The 21665-nt window shown below is 68.3% G+C and carries 17 protein-coding genes; 3 read left to right on the top strand and 14 right to left on the bottom strand.

All coding sequences use genetic code 11. The annotated features are described in order from the left end of the window. Positions 1-3: 3 nt before the first annotated feature. Genes HRJ34_RS21915 through HRJ34_RS21905 form a run of 3 tightly spaced genes read right to left on the bottom strand, consistent with a single transcriptional unit; the run spans position 4 to position 4413 of the window. Positions 4-966 (bottom strand): MBL fold metallo-hydrolase, encoded by a 963-nt coding sequence (locus HRJ34_RS21915; RefSeq protein WP_208632394.1) that lies wholly within the window; start codon positions 964-966, stop codon positions 4-6. A gap of 37 nt (positions 967-1003) precedes the next feature. Next, positions 1004-1648, bottom strand: a complete 645-nt coding sequence (locus tag HRJ34_RS21910) for an RICIN domain-containing protein (protein WP_012048506.1) — start codon at positions 1646-1648, stop codon at positions 1004-1006. Continuing rightward, on the bottom strand, positions 1645-4413 hold the full coding sequence (locus tag HRJ34_RS21905; protein WP_208632393.1) for a TonB-dependent receptor domain-containing protein: 2769 nt from the start codon (positions 4411-4413) through the stop codon (positions 1645-1647). The genes HRJ34_RS21910 and HRJ34_RS21905 overlap by 4 nt, the downstream gene beginning before the upstream one ends. A 184-nt stretch (positions 4414-4597) precedes the next feature. Here HRJ34_RS21905 and HRJ34_RS21900 point away from each other — a divergent pair, with 184 nt between their 5' ends. Both HRJ34_RS21900 and HRJ34_RS21895 read left to right on the top strand, forming a co-directional pair. Further along, on the top strand, positions 4598-5209 hold the full coding sequence (locus HRJ34_RS21900) for a VOC family protein (RefSeq protein WP_226948896.1): 612 nt from the start codon (positions 4598-4600) through the stop codon (positions 5207-5209). Positions 5210-5257: 48 nt separating this feature from the next. Continuing rightward, a complete protein-coding gene (locus HRJ34_RS21895) occupies positions 5258-5926 on the top strand; it encodes a GntR family transcriptional regulator (RefSeq protein ID WP_016746692.1) in 669 nt (222 codons plus the stop codon). Between the two features lie 135 nt (positions 5927-6061). Here the strand turns inward: HRJ34_RS21895 and HRJ34_RS21890 are convergent, their stop codons facing one another. From HRJ34_RS21890 to HRJ34_RS21880, 3 genes are read right to left on the bottom strand one after another with little or no spacing between them, the layout of a single operon-like run. Continuing rightward, complete coding sequence (locus HRJ34_RS21890) at positions 6062-7018, bottom strand: quinone oxidoreductase family protein (RefSeq protein WP_208632392.1); 957 nt, start codon at positions 7016-7018, stop codon at positions 6062-6064. A gap of 37 nt (positions 7019-7055) precedes the next feature. Further along, complete coding sequence (locus HRJ34_RS21885; RefSeq protein WP_208632391.1) at positions 7056-7952, bottom strand: fumarylacetoacetate hydrolase family protein; 897 nt, start codon at positions 7950-7952, stop codon at positions 7056-7058. Next, entirely contained in the window at positions 7949-8374 is a 426-nt protein-coding gene (locus tag HRJ34_RS21880) for a nuclear transport factor 2 family protein (protein WP_012048512.1), read from the bottom strand. The genes HRJ34_RS21885 and HRJ34_RS21880 overlap by 4 nt, the downstream gene beginning before the upstream one ends. A gap of 185 nt (positions 8375-8559) precedes the next feature. Between HRJ34_RS21880 and HRJ34_RS21875 the strand changes: the two genes are divergently transcribed. Further along, on the top strand, positions 8560-9345 hold the full coding sequence (locus HRJ34_RS21875; protein WP_226948895.1) for a TetR/AcrR family transcriptional regulator: 786 nt from the start codon (positions 8560-8562) through the stop codon (positions 9343-9345). A gap of 188 nt (positions 9346-9533) precedes the next feature. On the opposite strand, the gene HRJ34_RS21870 is transcribed toward HRJ34_RS21875, so the two are convergent. The 8 genes from HRJ34_RS21870 to HRJ34_RS21835 form a co-directional block, all read right to left on the bottom strand. Then, on the bottom strand, positions 9534-11276 hold the full coding sequence (locus tag HRJ34_RS21870) for an FAD-dependent monooxygenase (RefSeq protein WP_208632390.1): 1743 nt from the start codon (positions 11274-11276) through the stop codon (positions 9534-9536). Positions 11277-11296: 20 nt separating this feature from the next. Then, positions 11297-12310 (bottom strand): MBL fold metallo-hydrolase, encoded by a 1014-nt coding sequence (locus HRJ34_RS21865; RefSeq protein ID WP_208632389.1) that lies wholly within the window; start codon positions 12308-12310, stop codon positions 11297-11299. Further along, on the bottom strand, positions 12310-14472 hold the full coding sequence (locus HRJ34_RS21860; protein WP_148218917.1) for a TonB-dependent receptor: 2163 nt from the start codon (positions 14470-14472) through the stop codon (positions 12310-12312). The genes HRJ34_RS21865 and HRJ34_RS21860 overlap by 1 nt, the downstream gene beginning before the upstream one ends. 545 nt (positions 14473-15017) lie before the next feature. Continuing rightward, positions 15018-17210, bottom strand: a complete 2193-nt coding sequence (locus tag HRJ34_RS21855; RefSeq protein ID WP_208632388.1) for a TonB-dependent receptor — start codon at positions 17208-17210, stop codon at positions 15018-15020. Positions 17211-17382: 172 nt separating this feature from the next. Then, entirely contained in the window at positions 17383-18414 is a 1032-nt protein-coding gene (locus HRJ34_RS21850) for a fumarylacetoacetate hydrolase family protein (RefSeq protein WP_208632387.1), read from the bottom strand. A 37-nt stretch (positions 18415-18451) separates the two neighbouring features. Further along, positions 18452-19489, bottom strand: a complete 1038-nt coding sequence (locus HRJ34_RS21845) for an SMP-30/gluconolactonase/LRE family protein (RefSeq protein ID WP_208632386.1) — start codon at positions 19487-19489, stop codon at positions 18452-18454. Beyond that, on the bottom strand, positions 19486-20415 hold the full coding sequence (locus HRJ34_RS21840) for a BKACE family enzyme (protein ID WP_012048520.1): 930 nt from the start codon (positions 20413-20415) through the stop codon (positions 19486-19488). Before HRJ34_RS21840 ends, HRJ34_RS21845 begins: the two co-directional genes overlap by 4 nt. Before the next feature lie 175 nt (positions 20416-20590). Beyond that, entirely contained in the window at positions 20591-21541 is a 951-nt protein-coding gene (locus HRJ34_RS21835; RefSeq protein WP_012048521.1) for a LysR family transcriptional regulator, read from the bottom strand. Positions 21542-21665: the final 124 nt, after the last annotated feature.

Raw genomic sequence — 21665 nt, 5'->3', positions numbered from 1 at the left:
GCATCATTCCTCGGCGGCGTTGGGATTGGCGGTGTTGGTCGCCTCGGCGGCGCCGTTCATGATCTTGTCGACGACGTTCTGCCAGGCGCCGTGCATCGGCCCGACATTGGGCTCGCGCTTGCGGTAGAGATAGTCCCACATCGTCACGATGTCGGCCTTCAGCCACATCGAATAGCCGCGCCAGTCCTTGAACTCGGGCATGGTGACGGTTTCGAGGATCTTCGGCAGCGGCGTGCCCTTGACCATCTCGTCGAGCACCGCCTTGCGGAGCGCGGTGACATATTCGATGTTGTTGAGGATGTCGCTCTTCGGCGAGACGCCGCCGTGACCGTTGATGATCACGTCGATGTCGTACATGCGATAGACGGTGTTCCAGGTGTCGAGCATGTTGTCGACGTCCATGTCGCGGAAGTCGGGGATCAGCCCTTTGCCGCGCTGCATGAAGTCGGGCGCGATCAGCACCTTCTCGTCGGGCAGATAGGCCTGGATCAGATTGTCGCTGTGGGTCGGCCCGAAATAGAGCAGCTTGACCTGCTTGCCGCCCAGCCAGATCGTCGCCTCCTTGCTGAAGGTGATGTCGGGGACCGAGGTGTTGCGGCCTTCGCGGACGATCGCCTCGCGGTTCTTGTCATGGGCGATGGTGACGGCGGTGTCGTCGAACACGTCGAGGTCGCAGATATGGTCCTCATGGTCGTGGCTCTCGATCACATAGCGGACCGGCAGGTTGAAGCGCTTCTTGAGCTCGCCCTTCAGCCACACCGCGGTGCCCTCGCTGCGGCAGGTCGCGTCCATGACGATCAGGCCGTCCTTGGTCACGATCACGCTCGATATCGCGGCGCCGAGGCGATCGCCCTTCACCCACCAGACGCTGGGGCTCGCCTGGACGAGCTGGGCGGCCTGCGCGCCGGCCGTGGCGACGGCGGACGCGGCCAGGCCGAGGGCCAGTTTGGCGAACAATCTCATCATGCATTCCCCTCTTTTCATAGTCGTGGCGTGGGTGGGTTCAGGAAGGATCGGGGCCGGGCGCGGACAGCCGCCACGCCTGGCGCGGCGCCTCGGCCGGCGCGCAGCTGCTGACGGTCAGCGCCCGCTGCAGCCAGGGCTGGCCGGGCGCGCGGTTGCCCGCCTCGTGCGCCTCCAGGCCGATGGTCAGGCATTTGGCGGGGTCGACCTCCGACCGGATCTCGCCGTTCGCCGCCAGCCGGAAGCGCTGGCGCGGGCTGGCGCCGCACGGCGCGAGCACGACCCAGCTATCCTCGCGGACGACGCTGTCGGGCGTCGCGCCGGTGCGATGGACCTCGGCGCAGAGGTCGAAGCGGGTGAAGCGGATCTGGCCGCGATCGGCGAAGGCGCTGCGCGAGACGAGCTGGTCGACGAAGAAATAATGCGACTTGGGCAGCCCCAGCTTGCACGTGTGCACCTCGAGCGGCCAGCGCGGCTCCCAGCCGGTCAGGCCGGCGCTCAGCACGCCGAACCCCGGCACGTCGGCGCAGAAATGCCGGGGCTCGCCCAACTCGTCGGCCGATTGCAGCATCACCTCGTCGGCGGTCGGCGGCGGCGCGGCGAAGCGTTCGAGGTTCGCTTGGCCCCACGCCTGGGTCGACAGCAGCGCGCAGGCCGCCGCGACCGCGAGCGACCGGCGCCTCACCGGCGGAACCGGACGCCGACGCGGAACTGCCGGCCGATCGTGTCGAAGAAGCTGGCGTTGGTGCCGGTGCTGGTGAAGGCGTTGCCGCTGGTCGCGACCGACACCGCCGGGTCCTTGTCGAACAGGTTCTGGACCACCCCGAAGATCTGCATCTCGGTCCCGTGGGTGCGCGAGAAGGTGTAGCTCGCCGACAGGTCGAAATAGGTCCGGCTCGCGGTGCTGTTGTCGTCGATGTCGGCCGGGCCCCACGCCTTGTTGAGGACGCCGCCGCTGACATAGCGGCTGGTCAGCGTCGTCGAGAAGCCGCCCCGGTCGTAGGTGACGGTGGTCTGCGCGCGCCATTTGGGCAGGCCGAGCCCGTCGCCGGTCACGCCGTCATAGCGCAGGAAGGTGCCGAAGGAGTCGACTTCGCGCTTGAACACATGGCTGGCGAGCGCGCGGATCGAGAGCTGCCCCTCGCCGAGCGGGCGGCGATAGGAAGCGTCGATGTCGAGGCCCCGCGCGCGTTCCGACAGGACATTCTGCGGCAGCACGCGGATCTCGGTGACGAGATTGCCGGCGCCCCGGCTGATCGCGGCGCAGAGCGCCTGGACGCCCGCCTGGCACTGGTCGATCACGACCTGCGCGTCGGGGGTGAAGATCGCGTCGTCGATCTTGATGTCGTAGACGTCGACCGAGGCGGAGAAGCCGGGGAACCAGTTCGGCCGGTAGACGATGCCCGCCGACTTGGTGATCGCCCGCTCGGGGCCGAGGTTGCGGTTGCCGGCGACGACGCGGCGCACCGAATAATTGCCGCCCGCGACCGGATCGACGATCGCGAAATTGGTCGACGCGCTGGCGAGGAACAGCTCGTTCAGGTTGGGCGCGCGGATGTCGCGGGAGATGGTGCCGCGCAGCCGGAGCTGGTCGTCGACCTCCCACGACAGCCCCGCCTTCCACGTCGCGATGCTGCCGCTGGTGCTGTAGTCGGTATAGCGGACCGCGCCGTCGAACTCGACCCGCTTGGCGAAGGGCAGGTCGACGAGCAGCGGCACCACCGCCTCGAAATAGCCTTCGCGGACGTTGAAGGAGCCCGCCGACGGCTTGTAGTTGCCGAGGAAGAAGCCGTTGGTCAGCGAGATCGGGTCCGGCTGCCGGGCGTTATACTGCTCCTTGCGCCATTCGACGCCGAGCGCGACCGAGACCGGCCCCGCCCACAGGCTGAACGGCTCGCCGCGCAGGTTGGCGGCGGCGACCTGCTGCTTGATGACGGTGCTCTGGGTCGCCTCGCCGAAGATATAGTCCTGCGCCGCTTGCGAGACGCCGCCGGTGCCGAACACGTCGAACGGCACGCAACCGTTGCCGGGACTTGTCAGGCTCGACCGGCAGACGATGTTGCCGTTGGCGACGCCGGTCTGGATCAGCCCCTGGTCGACCGCGTCGACCGCGTTGTTGTAGTTGGCGGTGATGACGTTGTTGACGGCGGCGGTGTCGAACAGCGTCCGGCCATATTGATAATAGGCGTCGTAGGACCAGCTTCCGCCGAGATCGCCGGTCGCGCCGACGACGCCGCGGATCAGCTCGCGGCTGCTCTTGACCTTGGCGACCGGCAGGTCGGTGTGGAGCTTGCCGAGCTGGAAGCTGGTCAGCCCGGCCGCATCCATCCGCGCGGCGGTGACGGGATCGAGATAGGCGTTCTGCCGGCTGATCGTGATGTTGCCGTCGCGCTGGTAGAGGCGCACCGAATAGGAGGAGTCGGCCTTGGCGTAATTGCCGTCGGCGAACAGGGTGAAGGCCGGCGAGACCTCATATTCCGCGCGGGCGTAGACGGTGTCCCAGTTGACCGGGGTCAGGAGCTGCTGGTCCTGGCCAGCGAGATAGCCGTCGCCGCCATAGGAGAGCAGGCCGCTGACCGAGCCGGGATTGAACCGCGCCGGCTCCCCGCCCGCCAGGAACTGCGTGCCCGCCAGCGGACCCGCCGAGATCAGGCCGCCCGGCGTGCTGCGCGACAGGCCGACATTGGGCACCAGCAGCCGCATCGGCGCGGAGCCGCCCGCGACATAGGCGGGGTTGTTGACGATGTTCCAGCCCTTGTACCAGTCGCGCGATCCGGCGCGCGGAACGTCCTTGAGCTCGTTATGCTCGACGCTGGCGATGAAATGGCCGCGCCCGTCGGCGAAGGGCGTGCCGAAGCTGAGATTGGCCTTGAACTGGCCGCCGTCGCCATGGTCCGAAATGCCGCTGACGATCTCGCCCTTCAGCCCCTTGAACTCGCGGTCGAGCACCAGGTTGACGACGCCCGCGACCGCATCCGAGCCCCAGGCCGACGAGGCGCCGCCGGTGACGATGTCGACCCGCTGGACCAGCGCCTGCGGCAGCAGCGCGAAATCGACGTTGCCGGTCAGCGAGGACGGGGTGACGCGGCGGCCATCGAGCAGCACCAGCGTGCGATTGACCCCCAGGCCGCGCAGGTTGAGGAAGCTCGCCCCCGACGACGAACCGTTGCGGTTGGTGGTCGGCGACAACGAATTGGAGAGCTGTGGAAGCTGGTTGATATAGTCGGCGAGCTGGACCTGCGCCGATTTCTGGATCTCGGCCACGCCGACGACGGTGGTCGGGGTCGGCGCCAGATAGCCGTCGCGGACGACGCGCGTGCCGGTGACGACGATGTCGCCCGACGGCGCGCCCTCCCCGGCCGGCGCATCCTGCGCCATGGCGGGCGACGCCAGCAGCGCGGCGATCGCCGCCCCCGCCAGGAACGTTTCCCGAAGATTCTTCTGCCGCATGTTGCTCCCTCCCTGGACGGCGATGCGGGGCGGACCTCGTTCGTCGCCACCGCTCGCGATTATTGTCGGATGCGCTCTTTAAGATTGTCGACCATCGGACAAACTGATCAAGCCACGCCAAAATCGATCCGTCAAGCGTTTGTTGACATTAATATCGTATTATGGTCGACAATATTCAAACAAGATGATGAGGGACACCAGCATGACCGCCGCGCGCAATCTGGCCGCCGCCTATCCCGAAGCCGTGAAGCCGTCGAAGCTGGCGCATGTGGTGATCCGCACGCCGCGCTTCGAGGCGAGCAAGGCATGGTGGTCGACGGTGCTCGACGCGCAGCCCTCCTACGAGAATGCGCAGCTCAGCTTCATGACCTATGACGACGAGCATCACCGCATCGGCATCATCAACATGCCGGACCTGCGCGACCAGGACATGGCCAATGCCGGGCCCGAGCACATCGCCTTCACCTATGCCGAGCTCGGCGCCCTGCTCGCCACCTACCGCCGGCTCGAGGCCCAGGGCATCGCGCCCTTCTGGACGATCAACCACGGCCCGACCATCTCGATGTACTATCGCGATCCCGACGGCACCAAGGTCGAGCTCCAGTACGACGTGTTCGACGTCGAGGGCGTCGAGCGCTTCTTCGCCTCCGGCGCCTATGAGGAGAACTTCATGGGCATCGTCTTCGATCCCGAGGAGATGATCGCCGCCTATGAGGCCGGAACACCCCTCGACCAGATCACCCGACGTCCCAAACTCCCCGAGGGCATGACACCCTGGGACATGCATCGCGACTGAGGCGATGGCATCTTGTCGACATGATACCGGATGCGATACCCAGCCAGCATGAACGACACCCGGATCCAACGCTCCTCGCTCCAGTCGGAAGTCTGCAACCGGCTCCGGCAGGAGATCATCGACGGGGTGTGGCGGCCGGGGACGCGGCTGCAGGAACGCCTGCTGTGCGAGCGCTACGGCATTTCGCGGTCGCCGCTGCGGGAATCCTACCAGAGCCTGGTCGCCGAAGGGCTGATCGAGGTGACGCCGAATCGCGGCGCGGTCGTCACCGCGCCGACGCCCGAGAAGACGCTGCAGAATTTCGAGCTGCTCCGCGCGCTCGAGCTGCTCGCCGTCCGCCTCGCCTGCCGCTCGGCGAAGGAAGAGGAGCTGCGCGACATCGCCGAGCTCGACGAACAGATGCGCGACACCATGGCGCGCAACGACATCCACGGCTTCCTCAAGCTCAACAACAGCGTCCACCGCGCGATCGTGCTGGCGAGCGGCAACGAGCCGCTGGCCGACGTCCACCTGGTCACCTCGCGCCAGATCATCCGGGTGCAGAATCTCGACGGTCCGCTCACCCATCGCGCCAGCGAGGGCATGCACCAGCATGACGAGATCATCGCCGCGCTGGTCGCCCGCGACGAGGACCGCGCCGTCCGGCTGTTCGAGGAGCATCTGGACACGGTCGAGGAGAATCTGCGCAGCCGGCTCCGGGAATTCGAGCCGGCCTGAACGGGTCGCGCGCACCCTCACCACCTCATCCGTCATTCCCGCGCAAGCGGGAATCCACGGTTACGGGACATCCGGCCTCTTGCGGGCCGCCGTCCATGGATTCCCGCTTGCGCGGGAATGACGAGAGGGACTCGATCAGATCATCACCACGGGCCGCCGGTCGGCGGTCGCCGCCTGCTCCCAGGCCCGTGCGACGTCGGCGAGCGGATAGCGCTCGATCCCGACATCGAGCCGCCCCTCGGCGGCGAGCGCGAGGATGTCGGCGGTGATCCGCTTCATCCGGTCGAGCGGCGGCATGTTGGCGGTGCCGCTGCCGAGCAGTTCGATCCGCGACCCGCGCAGCAGCGCCGACGGCAGCGTGATGTCGCGCCCCGCCATCTCCCCGACCGACACGAAGCGGATCGGCGTCGCCTGCCCGGCGGCGTGGAGATCACCCTTGGTCAGGCTTTCGAGCAGCGCCTCCGCCGGCATGCCCCAGAGATAGTCGACGACGACGTCGAGGCCGTCGCCGATCACCGCCGAGAAGCGCGCGACGAGATCCTCGCGCGGCAGCGACAGGTCGACGGTCGCGTCGGCGCCGAGGCCGGCGAGGACGTCCCGGTTGCGCCCGGCGGCGACGACCCGTCCCGCGCCGAGCAGCCGGGCGACCATCACCGCCATCCGCCCGGCATTGCCGGTGGCGCCGAGGATCAGCACCGACTGGCCGGGCCGGAGCCCGCCGCGCCATTCGAGCGGAAGCCAGGCGGCGATCGCCGGGTTCACCACCGCCGCCGCCGCCGCGGTGTCGAGCGCGCCGGGCACCGGTACGGTCCAGGCCGCCGGCGCCAGCTCCGCCATCGCCCCATAGGGGCGCCGCGTCGCCATGAAATAGACCCGCTCGCCCGCCGCATCGGCGCCGACGCCGTCCAGCCCGCAGACCACCGGCAACGCCCGGGGGCTGGCATAATGGGTGCCCGCCGCGATCGCCCGGTCGATCGGCTTGATCGCCGCCGCCGCCACCCGCACCAGCGTCTCCGCCCCCTGCAGGTCGGGCTCGGCGAAATCGGCGGGACGCGGCAGCCCGCCCAGCCGATCGAGGACCACAGCCTTCATTCCGGCACCTCGCCGCCGCGCCGCGTCGCGCCCTGCCTCATTGGATGAAGCTCGTCTGGTCGAGCGGTTCGGCCACCACCCGGTTCTCGATATGGCCGAGCCCCTCGATCTCGACGCGGACGACCTGCCCCTCGCGCAGCCAGGCCGGCGGGTTGCGGCCCGCCGCGACGCCGCTCGGCGTGCCGGTGAGCAATATGTCGCCGGGCTCGAGCGTCATCACCTGGGTCAGATAGGCGATCATCGCGTCGATGCCGTTGACCAGCTCGCTGGTCCGGCCGTCCTGCACCACCGTCCCGTCGACCAGCGTCCGGATCGCGAGATCGTCCGGGGTGGCGACCTCGTCGGCGGTGGTGATCCAGGGACCGATCGGCGCGTGGGTGTCGAACGACTTGCCGAGCGTCGCGGTCGGCGCCTTGAGCTGCCAGTCGCGGACGCTGACGTCGTTGGCGACCAGATAGCCAGCGATCACCTTGCGCGCGTCGGCCGCCGCGACATGGCGGCAGCGCCGGCCGATGACGATGCCCAGCTCGCATTCATAGTCGAGCTGCTCGGACGAGGCGGGCAGGTGGATCGGATCGAACGGGCCGGCGATCGCGCTGACCTGCTTGTTGAACCAGATCTGGTTGGAGAGGTCGGGGATCGGAATGCCCTTGGCGCGGACCTCCTCGACATGGCTCGAATAGTTGAAGCCGATGCCGAGCAGCTTGGACGGCCGGGTCAGCGGGGCGAGCAGCCGGGCATCGGCCAGCGCGACGCCCTCGCCCGCCCTGTCGGCGGCGTGGCGGAGACGGGCCATCGCCGCATCGCCGCCGGCGAGCAGCGCCTCGATCGAGGCCGGCAGGTCCGGCGCCAGCGAGGCGAAGGGGAAGGCGGCTCCATCACGGACGAGCGCCGGCACCGCCGCGCCGTCGAGCGCGATCGTCGCGAACTTCATGCCGCGCCTCCCTCGACCGCGAAGCGGCCCTCGAAGGCGATGTCGAGCCGGCGGGCGGCGAACAGGGCACGCTGCCCGTCGAAGCGCAGCTCGTCGGTCGAGGTGCCGACCGCGACCTTCGCGGCCTCGCCGGTCGGCAGCAGCATCGTGACCATGGCGTAGGCGGTGACGCCCATCGTCCCGTCGGCGCGCTCGTCGAAGCGCAGGTTCGACAGGATGTGCCGCACCTTGCGCTCGCCGGGTTTCGCGCGGGCGCTGAACCAGTCGTGGATCTCGGCCCGGCCGGCGAGCTGGAAATGGGGGGCGTCGACGGTGGCGTCGTCGGTGAACAGCTCGGCGATGCGGTCCCCCATCCCCATGTCCGCCCGCCAGCAGAATTCATGCAGCAAATCGGCGGCGACGGCGCGCTTCTCCAAATCCATTCGACATCCCTTCCCAAATCGATGGCCGACATCTTGTAGGATTGTCGACCATATTGCAATATACGGTTCGGACAAAATGGCTTCCGCCCGCCGAGAGCCCGGATTTCCGACCGTTCCGGGTGGCGTTCGCATGGCCAATGGACTACATCGTCAATCCGAAAGGGCTCATTCCGACCCTTTCGCCCATGGAGAGCATCATCTTGGAGGACGGAGCGCCGCGCCCGGAATCGAGCGAAGCCGCCAAGCCGGCCCGGCGCAAGGCGCGGACCGCCCCCCGCACGTCGCGGCTGAACCCGGTCCAGCTCGCCCGCAGGGTCGAGGTGGGCGAGCAGCGGCGCGCCAAGTCGCGCAACAAGCTGATGCAGGCGGCCTACCGCCTGTTCGCCGTGCACGGCGCCGAAGCGCCGACGATCGACGACGTGATCGCCGAGGCGAAGGTCGCGCGCGGCACCTTCTACAATCATTTCAAGTCGCGCGACGAGCTGTTCCGCGCGGTCGGCAACGACGTCTCCTTCGCGATCAACTCGGTCATCTCGGGCGCGATCGACGAGATGGAGGACCCGATCGAGCGGATCATCCTCGCCTTCCGGCTGTTCATCCGCTTCGCGGTGTCCGATGCGGCGCGCGGCTGGATCCTGCTGCGCACCATGCCGCTCGCCGGGCCGCTCAACGCCGGCGCCAAGGAGTTCATCGCCGCCGAGTTCGAGGCGGCGTTCGGGAGCGGCCGGCTGCGCGCGATGCCGATGGCCGTCGCGATCGACATGGGCCTGGGCATGCAGATCATGACGATCCACCGGGTGCTGGTCGAGAAGGTCGGCAACGACCATATCGACCTCGCCGCCGGGGAGATGGCGGTGGCGCTGGGCCTCGACCCGGCCGAGGCGCGGGCGCTGGCCTCCATCCCGATCGAGGAGGACGATGCGCGGGCCGCGGCGGCGCGGGCCTATTCCTTCCCGGTGGAGAAGGGCTGATCCGGCCGATGGTTTCGGACTCGATCGCAGCCTGTCGGTTTTCCTCATCTTTCCGTCATTCCCGCGAAAGCGGGAATCCATGGACGGCGGCCCGCAAGAAGCCGGATTCCCGTAACCATGGACTCCCGCTTTCGCGGGAGTGACGGCGGGGGGCCTGACGACATGCCTCGGTCCCATCTGGAACGAGCCTAGGACGAACGCCCCAGCAGGGCGGCCACTCCACGCGCCAGCTCCTCCCCCGCTTCGGTCGAGAAGGCCGGCGCCATCCAGGCGACATGGGTGTCGGGCCGGACGAGGATCGCCCCCGAATCGCCAGTCTCGCGCAGGCCGCGCCACGCCTGGTAGCTGTCCTCATGGTCGCCGCCGGGCCCGATCAGGCTCACCCCGATGTCGAGCCCGAACCGGTCGGCGACGGCGCGGCAGACGTCGCGCCACCCCTCCCCGCCGGGACCGGTGAGCAGGTGGAAGCCGCCGTCGGAGACGATGTCGAGCGTCGACCGCTCGACCCCGTCGCGGCCGACCAGCCGGGCATGCGGCAGCACCGCGCCGGGGCAGACCTGCGGCCGGTGGATCAGGTCGGGGTCGGCGCTCGGCCGGTAGGCGACGCCGCAATCGACGACCGCGCCCTCGGGATAATGATAGCCGAGCTCGAAGCCGGCGGCGCTGAACTGATAGGCCTGGAGCGCGAAGGCCTCGGCGACCCGCGCGCGCACCTGCTCGCCGGCCTCGCCCGGCGCCGACAGCAGGTCGAGGCACGCCTGCCCCTCCGCCACCGTCTGGCCCGGCGCATAGCCGAGCGCCGCCGCGACGGCGGGGAATTCGCCGACGCTCTTCATCGACCGCGCGATCACCGCCGCGCCGATCGGCTGGCGCTCGACCCCATAGGTTTCCAGCAGCGCCGGATCGGCGACGCCGCGCTGCACGAGGTCGAGCTTCCACGCCAGATTATAGGCGTCGAGCATCGAGGTGTTGGCGCCGAGCCCGTTGGCGGGCGAGTGGCGATGGACCGCGTCGCCGACGCAGAAGACGCGGCCGCGCGAATAGCTGCGGGCGACCTGCGCGTTCATCAGCCAGGTGCCGGCGTGGAGGATCTCCACCGCGACGTCGGGATCGCCGACGATGTGGCGGATGCGATCGACCAGCACATCATGGTCGAGGTCGGGCTCGCCGGTGGCGGGATCGTACATGAAGGTGACCATCCACTGGTCCCACGGCTCGACCGCGACGAACACGCCCGATCCGATCCAGAAGGGGCTGCCCGGCTGGTTGGTCCAGAACAGCGCGCCGGGGCGATGCGCGACGTAACGGCTGAGATCGGCGCGGATCCAGACGTTGATCGCCGCGCCCCAGCCGGCCGGCCCGTCCAGTTCGAGACCGATGTCGCGCGCGACCAGGCTGTTGGCGCCGTCCGCGCCGACCAGATAGTCGGCCTCGATGCGGACCGTCTCGCCGGTCGCCCGGTTGCGGACGGTGGCGCGGACGCCGCCCTCGTCCTGCTCGACGGCGAGGCAGTCCATGTTGAACAGCAGCTTGCCGCCCCGCCGCAGCAATTCCTCGGCGAGGATCGGCTCGAGGTTGTGCTGCGCGATATTGGCGGGGTCGCAGGGCGAGCTGTCATGATAGCCGCCCGGCCCCGACGAATGATAATGTTCGAGCCGGCCGATCTCGCGCCCGGCGAGGCTGACGCACCAGACGACGTTCCGGACCGCGCCCTGCGGAAAGGCGCGGCGGCGGACGGCCTCCTCCAGCCCGAGGCCGCGCAGCAGCTCCATCGCGCGCGGGTTGATGTGGTGGGCGCGCGGCGTGTGCGCGGTCCAGCCATAGCGGGTGATGGTCAGCGCGTCGCAGCCCTGGCGCTGCAACAGCAGGCCGGCGGCGAGCCCGGCCGGCCCGGCGCCGACGACGAGGACACCGGTTCTGATCGTTTCCATGGAAGCTTTTTTACCGTTGGTCAGAGGATGGCGCCGTCATGGGCGACGACGATCTCGCCCGCGAAATGCGGCCGCGCCTGGGCGATCCAGGCCGCGTCGGGGACGATCTTCGAGCTGCCCGGCGAGAGATGGTGGAGGACCAGCGTCTTGACCCCGGCCGCGGCGGCGACCTTCGCGGCGTCGGCCACCGAGGTGTGCGCCTTGAGGACATGCTCGGCGAACTTGGCGGGATCATAGCCCTGCGGCGCCGAGCTGCCGGCGCCGTTGATCCGGGCGTCGCCGTCGGCCGGCGGCGGCGCGCCCTTCATCATCTCGATCGTCCGCGCCACGTCGCAGGCCTCGTGGACCAATATGTCGGCGCCCCTGGCGAGGCCGATCAGCGCGTCGGACGGAGAGGTGTCGCCCGAGAAGACGACCGAGCGGTCGGCCGTGTCGAAGCGATAGGCGAGCGCCGGCTCGACCGGCGGATGGTGGACGACGACCGACCGGACGCGGACGCGGTCGTCCTGCATGACCGGCCCCGCCGCGGATATCTCGTCGACCCGCACCGGCGGCATCGGCGGCGAGTGCATGTCCTCCTTGTAATAGTGCAGCGGCAGCGCATTGGCCGACAGCAGGTCGTCGGTGATCTTGCGGAGCGGCGGCGGCCCGTAGACGCGCAGTTCGTCGCGCCGCCCCTGCAACCAGGAGAAGAACAGGAAGGAACCATAGTCGAGCAGATGGTCGGCATGGTTGTGGGTGATGAACACCGATCCGATCGCCGCGACCGACAGGCCCGCGCGCGAGATGCGCTCGCACGCGCCATAGCCGCAATCGATCAGGTAGACCGCGTCGCCGACCACCAGCGCGCTCGCCGCCATGCCGCGCTCGCCCCCCAGCATCGGCCCGCCGCCGGTGCCGAGCAGGTAGAGCTTCGTCGCGGAGGACGCCGACGCCGTCGCCGCCCGGACGGCCGGTGCGCCGCCGGCGGCGACGGCCGCCGCCAGCCCGATGCCCCCCAGCATCGAACGACGGCTGACGCGCTGCGATGTCATCAGAATTTCACTCCGAGGGTGATGCCGTAGGTGCGGGGCGCCTGATAGGAGGCGTTGCTGTCGAACGTACCCGCCTGGAGCGTGTTGAATATCTTCTCGTTCAGGATGTTGCGCATCCACAGCCGGGCGTTGACCCCGTTGGGGAAGTCGAGCCGCGCCCCCGCCGCCAGCAGGTTGTAGGACGGCTGGCGCAGGATATTGTCGGGCTGGGTGAAATAGCCGTCATTATAGGTGTAGCTGAGGTCGACCAGCAGGTCGGCGAAGCTCAGCGGCGTGCGGTGGGTCGCGGTCAGCGTCGCGCTGAAATCGGCAGTCACCGGCAGGCGGTTGCCCTTGGCCGATCCGGTGGTGATGACGATGCCGGTCGGCACCTGGGTCGAGATCACCGCATTGGGGAAGCGGGTGAAGCGGTCGTGGAGCAGGGTCATGCCGCCCGACAGCGACAGCCGGCTGCTCAGCTTCGCCTCGAAATCGACGTCGAGGCCGTACACCCGCGCCGCCGCGCCGTTGTAGAAGCTCTGCTGCGATCCGATGAACTTCGACACCTGGATGTTGCTGTAGTCGTAATAGAAGCCGGCGACGTCGATCCGCAGGTGGCGGTCGAACAGATTGGCCTTGGCGCCGACCTCATAGGCGTCGAGCCGTTCGGGCAGATAGGCCGCGTCGGTCGGGAACTGGCCGTTGAAGCCGCCGCTCTTGAAGCCGCGATTATAGGAGGCATAGACCAGCAGCTGCGGCGAGAAGCGATGGTCGACCGCGACCCGCCAGGTCGGCCGGTTGTAGCGGACGCTGCGGTCCGCGACCGGCGCGCCGGGCACCGGGGCCGGCAGCGCGGCGAAAGTGGTGAAGCTCTCGATATCGGTCAGGCTCTTGCGCTCGCGCGTGTAGCGGATGCCGAGGGTCAGCCTGGTCGCGTCGGTGATCGGCGCGGTCGCCTGCGCATAGCCGGCCAGCGAACGCGTCCCCAGCCGGGCATAGCTGAAGCTGCCGGTGACCGGGCCCAGCGGGCTCGACGGCCTGACGAAGCCGTCCAGCGCCACGCCGTTGGGATCGAACCGGCCCGCCGCGTTGAAGTAGAAGGCGCCGAGCACCCAGCTTATCTTCGAATCCGGGTTGGAGGTGAGCTGGACCTCCTGGCTGAACTGGCGGTCCGACTGGCCGATGTCGATCGACACCAGCTTGAGGTTGCTGACGTCGCCGTCGAAGACGAGGCTGTAGCGCGCCTTGCGATAGGCGCTGATGCTGACCAGCGAGGCGAAGCCGAGATCCTGGGTGATCTGCGCGGTGGCGCCACCGCTCTTGACGCGGCTGTTCGGCTGGACGTCGCTCGCCGTGTCCCAGGTCCTGGTGGGGAGGATCAGGCCCGGAAAGGGGAAGCCGGTCCCCGGCGCCAGCACGGTCGACGGGCTGATGTTGTTGCGGTTGTCGAGATAGTCGCCGGTGATGCGGACCTTGGTCGCGTCGCTCGGCTCGAACAGCAGCGACGAGCGGACGGCGACGTCGTGATAGGTGCGATAGGCGTCCTTGCCGGTGACGATATTGTCGCCCCAGCCCTTGCCCTGCACCTCGGCATGGCCGGCGAAGTTCATCGCCACTGTGTCGGACAGGCCGCCGGTGACATAGATATCGCCGGTGAAATCCTGGTAGTTGGCGGCGGTCACCGATGCGGTGCCGCCGAAATCATGGCTCGGCTGGCGGGTGATCACCTGGATCAGGCCGCCGGTCGTGTTGCGGCCGAACAGCGTGCCCTGCGGCCCCTTCAGAATCTCGACCCGCTCGATATTGGCGAGCGAGAACAGATTGGCCTGCGGCGCCGCCTGGTAGACGCCGTCGACATAGACCGCGACGCCGCCCTCGAAGCCCGGTCCGACCGCCGCGTTGCCGATGCCGCGGATGCGCGGCTGCAGATAGCCGGCGACGGTGACCAGGGTGACGCTGGGCGCCGCGGCGATCATGTCGCGCATCGAATTGACGCCGCGCGCCGTCAGCATGTCGGCGGTCGCGGCGGTGATCGAGATCGGCACGTTCTCCAGGCTCTCGGAGCGGCGCTGCGCCGTCACGATGATCTCGGCGATGCCCGAATCGTCGACGGCGGCGGCGGTCTGCGCGGCCGCCAGCGCCGGCACCTGCCAGAGCGCCGCGCCCGCCGCCAGCGCGGACATGATCCGAACAGGACGAATTTCGATTGCCATTGTCAGCCCCTCCCAGCTTTCTGTTTTCGAAATGACTTATTTGTCCAAATTATAACGCCGCCCGATGACGGTCAATATGATTTGAACAAGAATGTCATATAACAATCGAACGCTGGAGCGACGGTCGGTCTCTGCCGGAAAATGGACGGTTCGATCCGATGCAGGCTTTACGGATGGTATCGAATCACGCCGCCCTGTCGTCATTCCCGCGAAAGCGGGAATCCACGGTTGCGGAGCATCCAGTCTCTTGCGGGCCGCCGTCCATAGATTCCCGCTTTCGCGGGAATGACGACAGGGGCGGAGGACGTGGCTCCATGCAGTCTGGAACGAGTCCAGCAGGGGAACCGGCGGAGGAAATCCATCCTCTCGGCGACCTACACGATCCACCTATTTGACGAATCAGGCTATATTGCGTGACGGGTGCCGACACGAAAACGCCGGACCGAAGACGGGCTTCGATCCGGCGCGTTGGTCGCGGTCCCTGAACGGGACGGCGAGAGGGAAGGGGGCGGGCGCTACAGCCGGTAGCCGACCCGCAGGCCGTAGGTGCGCGGCGGCTTGAAGCCGCCATTGAGCGCGAAGCCGGTCGTCTGCGCGGCGATGAACTTGTTCGCCACGATCTTGCGGTTGGTCAGGTTCTTGCCGAACAGGCTGGCGCGCCAGTGGCCGTCTTCGCTCTCATATTGCAGCGAGGCGTCGACCGTCGCCACCGCGTCCTGCGAGAGGAGATTCTCGTTGAACTCGGTGAAATAGACCTTGCCGGTCCAGGCGACGTCGCCGCGCGCCGACAGCCGGCCGGGCACGCCGATCGGCAGGTCGAACTCCGCGCCCGCGTTGAGCGACCATTTCGGCGCGTTGGCGAGCCGGTTGCCCGACAGGTCGAGCAGGCCGAGTTCGGGACGGGCCGGATGCTTGGTGCTGTATTTGCGGAAGGTGGCGTCGAGATAGGTGGCGTCGGCGTTGAGCGTGACGCCCTCGACCGGCCGCGCCCGCAGCTCGACCTCGGCCCCCTTGACCCGCGCCGCCGCCGCATTCTCGGTGACGATCGAGACGTTGATGATCCGGTTAACCTGCAGGTCCTTGAAGTCGTAGTAGAAGGCCGCGGCGTTGAGCTGGACCCGGTTGTCGAGGAAGCTCGACTTGATGCCCGCCTCATAGGACCAGATATATTCGGGATTGACCGGCGGATTGGGGTTGCCGCTCAGCAGCACGCCGCTCTTGAAGCCGCGCGTCGCCGACGCATAGAGCATCACATTCTCGACCGGCTTGTAGTCGATGCTGAACTTCGGCGTCAGCGCGTGCCAGCTCTTGTCGACATGGACGGGCACGACGACGTTGGCGGCGTTCGGCGGCGGCATGAAGCTGAAGATGGTGAAGGTGCCGTTCGAGCGGCGCTTCTCGTCGCTGTAGCGGACGCCGGCGGTCAGCCGGAGATGGTCGACCACCTCATAGGTCCACTGGGTGAAGGCCGCATAGGCCTTGATGTCGATCGTGCCGTCCTCATGATAGTCGGCGGCCGGGAAGCCGAGGGCGGCGCCGATCACCGGGAAGCCGAGGTCGAGCTCCGCCTTGAGCGATTCATCGTAGTAGAACAGGCCGGCGACGCCGTTGAGCCGGTCGCTGGTGTAGAGGAGCTGGAGCTCCTGCGAGAATTGCCGGGCGTTCTCCGCCGTCAGGGTCGGCGAGAACACCGCATAGGAGGTCGTCTCGGGATCGTTGATGTTGGCGCGGCGCGACTTGCGATAGCCGGTGATCGACTGGAAGCGCAGGCCCCCGCCCAGATCGACGCCGATCGTGCCCGACAGGCCCCAGAAGGTGCGGTCGTTGCGGGTCGGCACCTCGGTCGTCACGTCGCGGCTGTTGGGCAGCAGCGTGCCGCCGAGCAGCAGGCCCGGCATCGGCACGTCGGAGCGATAGGGACCGAAGCCGTTGAACGGATAATTATGGTCGTCCTCGCGCGCATAATCGGCGGAGAGGGTGATATCGACATTGGCGGCGGGATCGACCTGGAGGATGCCGCGCACCGCCCAGCTGTCCTGGTCGCTGACGTCCTCGTTGAGGGTCACGTTGCGGCCATAGCCGTCATGCTTGACCTTCTGGAAGGCGATGCGCGCGCGGACGTCGCCCTTGCCATCGAGCGGCCCGCTGATCGCGCCGTCGAGCTGGATGCGGTCGTAATTGCCGTAGGTCAGGTCGAGATAGCCGCTGAGGTCGCGGGTCGGCTTGCGGGTGATCAGGTTGACGCTGCCGCCGGTCGCGTTGCGGCCGTAGAGCGTGCCCTGCGGGCCGCGCAGCACCTCGACCCGTTCGAGGTCGAAGAAGGAGGCGAGCTGCGCCGAGGGCCGGCCGATGACGACGCCGTCGACCTGGAAGGAGACGCTCGGGTCCTGGCCCGAGGAGATCGAGGTCAGGCCGATGCCGCGGATGAACAGCCGGTTGTAGCCGGCATGCTGGCCGACCGACACGCCGGGCGCGATCGACTGGAGGTCGGAGACCGACAGCACCTGCCGCCGTTCGAGCGCCTCGGCGCCCAGCGCGGTGACGGTCACCGGGATGTCCTGGAGCTTCTCGCTGCGCTTCTGCGCGGTGACGACGATCTCCTCCAGGCCGATATTGTCGGCGTCGGCGGCGGGCGCCGTCTGGGCCTGGGCGGAACCGGTGGCAATGGCCGCGACGGCGGCGGCGGCAAACAGGTGATGTAGTCGCATTCACTCCCCCATGATCTGGATCTTGCGTCCTCGCGATCGATATTCCGCCAGACCATGCCATTGTGAAAATCGTATATGGAGATGCGGCCCATTAGCGCGACTGATGCGGAACGGGCCGCCCGTCCCGAAGGATGAGCGGCCCGTCAAACCATTAAACCGACAGGGTTTTCTGTCAGGCGGGCTCCAGCGGGACGAAGGGCCGGTGCAGCACCGCCCCCTCGGCGAGCCGTTCGGCGACGCAGCGGTTGCGCTGCGTGCCCAGCCCTTCGATGGTCCCCTCCATGACGTCGCCGGGCCGAAGGAAGCGGCCGAAATGGGTGCCGTTGCCCGAGGGCGATCCGGTGCAGATGATGTCGCCCGGCAGGAGCTGCATGTGCACCGAGAAGGCTTCGATCAGCCGCGCGATCGGGAAGATCATGTCGGCGGTCGATTCATGCTGCATGACCTCGCCGTTGAGCTTGAGCGTGATCATCAGCTGTTGCGGATCGGCGACGAAGGCGGCGGGCACGATCAGCGGCCCCATCGGCAGCATGCCGGGCCCGCTCTTGCCCGACACCCAGTCGAGCCCGAGCTGCGGCACGTCGGGCCGGTAGAGATGGTCGCGGACGCTGATGTCGTTGACGACGACATAGCCGGCGACATGGTCGAGCGCGTGGTCGCGGCCGACGCGGCGGGCCGGCTTGCCGATCACCACGCCCAGCTCCAGTTCCCAGTCGAGCTGCTCGCTGTCGGCGGGCACCGCCAGGTCGTCGAACGGGCCGAGGATCGACGAGAAGGGCTTGAGGAAGGCGAAGGGCTGCCCCTTGGCCGCGCGATGGTCCATCACCCGCACCGCCTCGATCCGCCGCTCCTCGCGCGAGCGGCCGACGTTGAGGCCGTGATCCTGGTCGATCATGATGTCGATGACGTGCTTGCGATAGTTCGCGCCCGAGCAGATGATCTGGCGCGGCACGATCGGCGCGACCGCCTGCAACATGCTCGCCGCCAGCGCGCGGGGCCCCGGATCGGCGGCCCGCCGGGCGGCCTGGTCGCGCAGCAGCGGCCACAGATTGTCCCAGTCGTCGAACAGGTCGAGCATCGACCGGATGCCCTCGAAGCCGGGCAGGCCCGCGAGCGGATGGACGAGCTCGCCGATGACGAGCGCGGGAAAGGGCGTGCCGCCGTCTCCGGCGAAGCTGCCGAGGGCGAAGGATGGGGTGCTCATGCGGATTTGGTCCTTGCTGTCCAGGGGAGGCCGGCGGTCACCAATGGACCATCGGCAGGCCCGCGATCGGGGAGTCGAAACAGGCGATGCTGGTGCCGCGCAGGCTGCCCAGGCAGGCGGTGCGCAGGTCGGGCCCGGCGAAGGTGACGCTGGCCATCCAGCGGGCGACGTCGCCGCCGCAGGCCATCATCGTCTCGAAGCTGACCGGCTTGCCCGAGGCGAACTCCGCCTCGAACCGCGCGGTCGCTTGGCGGTCGCCGTCGTCGAGCAGTTCGAGCAGCTCGCCGTCGGGGGTGATCGCGACCAGCCGGTCGGCCATGATCATCGTCGCCCAGAGATTGCCGTAGGCGTCGAAGGCGATGCCGTCGATCGTCCCGGTGCCGAGGCTCGACGGCCCGTAGACCTCGCGGTCGGTGAGCGATCCGTCGTGCTGAACGCGCAGCCGGCTGACCCGCTTGCCGGTGGTCTCCGCGACGTAGAGCCACTCCTCCTCGGCGTCGAAGCGGATCTCGTTGGTGAACATGAAGCCGTCGGCGACCATCCGCAGCCCGCGCGCGTCGAGCAGGTAGATCGACCCGTCGGCGATGTTGGGCGTCACCGCGTCGCTCCACGGATTGATCATCGTCGAGACGGTGATCCACAGCCGGTCGCGGCTGTCGCGCAGCACGAAGTTGACCTTGCCGAGCGGCCGGCCGTCGATGTTGTCGGCGAGCACCCGCGTCTCGCCGCGGCGGTCCATGATCTCCAGCCGGTCGGTGCCGAAATTGGAGATGATGATGTCGCCATCGCGGGCGAAGGCGAGGCCGTTGGGCAGGGTGCCGGTCAGCAGGCTCGCCGCCGCGTCGCCGGCCAGGTCGAAATGGCCGTCGACCGTCTGGGTGATCAGCGTCTGCGCTCCGTCGGGGGCGATGTGCATCACGCCGCCGCGCGCGTCGGCCGACCACAGGCTGCCGTCGCGTTCGGCGAGGATGCATTCGGGGCGCTGCAGGTCGCGCCCGACATGGCGGATGGCGGCGGGGTCGACCTTCCAGCCCTTGAGCGGATTGGGGCCGCGGCCGGTGCGGATCAGGGTCATGCCGACACCTTCACCGACGCGCGGTCCTTGAGCTTGAGCATGGCGCGCGCCTCGTCGGGGGTCGCGACCTCGAGCGAAAGCGCCTCGAGCACGGTGCGGATGCGGCGCACCTGCTCGGCATTGCTGGTCGCGAGCTGGCCGGGGGCGCCCCACAGGCTGTCCTCCAGCCCGACGCGGACATTGCCGCCCATCGCCGCCGACATCGTCGCGATCGGCATCTGGTGGCGGCCGCCGCCGAGCACCGACCAGACATAGTCGTCGCCGAACAGCCGGTCGGCGGTGCGCTTCATCATCGCGATGTCCTCGTAATGGACGCCGATGCCGCCGCGGATGCCGAACACGGTCTGGATGAACAGCGGCCCTTCGAGCAGCCCGCGATCGCGGAAATGCGCGGCGGTGTAGAGATGGGCGACGTCGTAGCACTCGATCTCGAAGCGGGTGCCGTTGGCGCCGCAGCTCTTCAGGATATGCTCGATGTCGCGGAAGGTGTTGCGGAAGATGTTCGCGTCGCTGTTGCGCAGATAGGGTTCCTCCCAGTCGTAGCGGAACTCGCGGAAGCGGCCGAGCATCTCGTAGAGGCCGAAGTTCATCGTCCCCATGTTGAGCGAGGCGATCTCGGGCTGGAAGGTGAGCGCGGGCTGGAGTCGCTCCTCGATCCCCATCGTCGGCGCGCCGCCGGTGGTGATGTTGATGACGACGTCGCAAGCCTCGGCGATCTGGGGCAGGAAGCGCCGAAACAGCGCCGGGTCCTGGCTCGGCTTGCCATTTTCGGGATCGCGCGCGTGGAGATGGACCACCGAAGCCCCCGCCGCCGCCGCCTCGATCGCCGCGGCGGCGATCTCGTCGGGCGTCTTCGGCAGATGGGGGGACATCGACGGCGTATGCACCGCCCCCGTGACGGCACAGGTCACGATCACCTTTCGCATGGAGCTCTCCCATTGGTCGGGCCCGCCGGCGCGTCGGGACGCGCCGGTCGGGCCGGTCTGAAATTCTACGGGAAAGTCTTAGGAAGCCGCGCGCGCGGCGGGAAATCGGCAAGCATAATGGGATGCATCTGTCCCACCTATGGATCGCAGGCGGGAGTAGCCCGTCACGAGGTCGTCAGGCCGGCGCGCCCTTGCGCGGCCCCATCGAGCGGCCGACGTCGAGGATCAGGTTGCGCATCCAGCTATGGCCGGGGTCGGCGTCGCTGCGGACGTGCCAGTTGAGCCGTTCGGTGAGGGTCGGCAGGCGGATCGGCGGTTCGAGCAGCCGCACCCCCAGCATCGGCGCGAACATCTCGGCCAGCCGGTTGGGCACGGTGCCGATCAGCGTGGTGCCCTGAAGCTGGAACAGCAGCGACGAGAAGCTCGGCGCGATCAGCGCGGGGGACTGGTCGAGCCCGCCATGCTCATAGGCCGCCCGGTCGGTGGTGAAGGTGTTCTCGCCGAACGAGACGGTGGCGTTGGGATAGGCGCGGAAATCCTCCGGGGTCAGCGCGCCGTCGAACGGATGGTCGGCGGCGACGACGCAGGTGTAGCAATCCTCGAAGGCGTCGGCGCCGCGCAGCATGTCGGGATGGCGCGAATGCATCAGCAGGGTGCGCTCGACCACGGTGAGCAGGAAGTCGATCTCGCCGGTCTCGAGCCGGTCGAAGCTCTTGTTCACCAGCCCCTCGACCGCCAGCTCGATTCCCGGCGCGCGGGCGGACAGCTCGCGCACGATCCGGGGCAGGATCGTCATCGAGCAATAGTCGGTCATGGCGATGCGGAATTCGCATTTCGTCTCGGCCGGGTCGAAGCTCTCCTCGCTGCCCAGCGCGGCCTTGACCATCAGCAGCGCCTCGCGCACCGGACCAGCGAGCGCCCGCGCCCGCACGGTCAGCTCCATCTCCCGCCCGACGCGGACGAGCAGCGGGTCCTCGAAGATGTCGCGCAGCCGGGCGAGCGATCCGCTGACCGCCGGCTGGGTGACGAACAGCCGCTCGGCGGCGCGGGTCACGCTCTTCTCGGTCAGCAACGCGTCGAGAACCACGAGCAGGTTGAGATCGAATTGCGTCAGGCTGAGCGCCATCGCCCTGTCCTCCCCTCGCCGGCGGCCTCGTCCCGGGCCCGATGGCATCAGGCCTACAGGACAAGGGGCCTGCATTGCCATCGCGAAGATTGATGGGACCGATCAACATTAGCGATTTCCAGCG

The organism is Rhizorhabdus wittichii (genome assembly GCF_017607425.1).
GTDB lineage: Bacteria > Pseudomonadota > Alphaproteobacteria > Sphingomonadales > Sphingomonadaceae > Rhizorhabdus > Rhizorhabdus wittichii.
The sequence above is the reverse complement of the archived record's forward strand: the minus strand, read 5'-3'. Positions and strand labels throughout refer to the sequence as shown.